This is a genomic window from Sporolactobacillus sp. KGMB 08714, assembly GCF_036598985.1.
Taxonomy (GTDB): Bacteria; Bacillota; Bacilli; order Bacillales; family Sporolactobacillaceae; genus Sporolactobacillus.
This window is the reverse complement of record NZ_JAUUBW010000061.1, coordinates 1-1,494: the sequence shown is the minus strand read 5'-3', so window position 1 is coordinate 1,494 and position 1,494 is coordinate 1. Positions and strand designations below refer to the sequence as shown.

The 1,494-nt window shown below is 47.9% G+C and carries 1 protein-coding gene; it reads right to left on the bottom strand.

Annotated features, from left to right (window positions below; translation table 11 throughout):
• Positions 1-1,356, bottom strand: a 1,356-nt coding sequence (locus Q6A92_RS18115) for an IS4 family transposase (protein WP_332238962.1), incomplete at its 3' end; no start/stop codon positions are given.
• Between the last annotated feature and the right edge of the window lie 138 nt (positions 1,357-1,494).

The window sequence follows — 1,494 nt, the reverse complement described above, 5'->3', positions numbered from 1 at the left end:
TGCTGCTTTTTTCAGTTGTTTGCGGTAGCTGGTGGGCAGTTTTTCCAGAAAACTTTCGACGATCGTATCAATGGCTCCTTCAGATAGAGCGGGTTCGTCCTCGAACGCCTCTTGAAACAAGGTGATGAGCTGTTGAATGGCCTCGATATAGGTAACATCGGCGAGTTCATCCACCATCAGATAAAACAATTCGCCCAGAGTCCGATCATCTTCCTGTTCACGATGCTGCACCGCAAGCAGGGAATAGCCAATGGCCACGCAAGCTGTGTGGGCAAAGATTCCGTCATAAGACAGTCCCTGATATTTGGCTAGTCGAAGATACTGCTTGCACATCTTGAAATACATCTCGATCGACCAGCGTTTCCCATAAAGTCGAATCAGTTCATCCTCTGAAAGCTGTGTGTCTGTCGATGCCAGGACAAGATAATCCTTGCGTTTCCGGCGATTGCGAACATAGACCAGTTTCAGAGGGATGTTTTTCTCTCCCTCGACAACGGCTTCGACCAGGACTGAGAGCAGATAGCGCGACCGTCCGCGGCGTTTCTTCTGGGCTTTGAAGATCGCTTTGACGTCCATCATTTGACCGTTGAACCGGTAATACACTTTTTTGGACCTTTTGACCATGGCAACGGCATGAAGTCCTAGCTGATGCAGCTGATAAAACATCTTTGGGCTTGAGAACCACGAGTCAAACAGGACATAGGATGCGTGGACACCTTGACTCAGAGCGGATGAGATCAGTTCCCGAACGACATCGGTTGCTTTTCGCTGCGCCTGAAGTTTGCGTCTTCCGGAATTCGTCCGGGCATCGGCTTTCGTGCTACAAATCTGATTCTGACCGGAGAGCAGGGAAAAAGTGACGGGCAGGAATGTGTTACCGTCACTCCAACCGAGCTGCAGGAAGCGAAACCCTCGTGTCTGTCGATGTTTGGCGTGGTCGAACTGGAACGCCGCCAGTTCCACGTGTTTGGCATGAGCCCGTTCGTACATGGAATCGTCGACGATGAACACGTTCTTCCGTGTTGAATCCGTCAAGGGCTGGATCAGTTGAATGATCTGGCAACAGAGCAGAATCAGGAATTTTTGCCAGTTGATCTTGCCGTTGTTAAGCAAATTGCGGAACGTCTTATCTGAGAAGTTCAGCTGATTCTGATGTTTCAGATAATCGCGATAGGCAGACTTGTTTGAGAAGATGGTGCTGATCAGATAGCAGAACAGTACCCGAAAGGGGATCCCTTTTTCCTTGGTGGCCTGTGAGATCCGTGCAATCTGAGCCAAATGAAATCGGGTAAAAAAGGTTTGAACGGAAGCTGAAATTCCAAGAGATGAACGGTCATTTCGTGTTATACTTTTCATGTGGCATGAACACTCCTCGATTAATTGGGATTCGACACTTCAATTATACCGAGTTATCGGTGTTCATGCTTTTATTTTTTGTGTTACCCCCTTATCGGATAAGGCTTAAACACTGTTTTTGGTGTTTCAAGTTTTAGT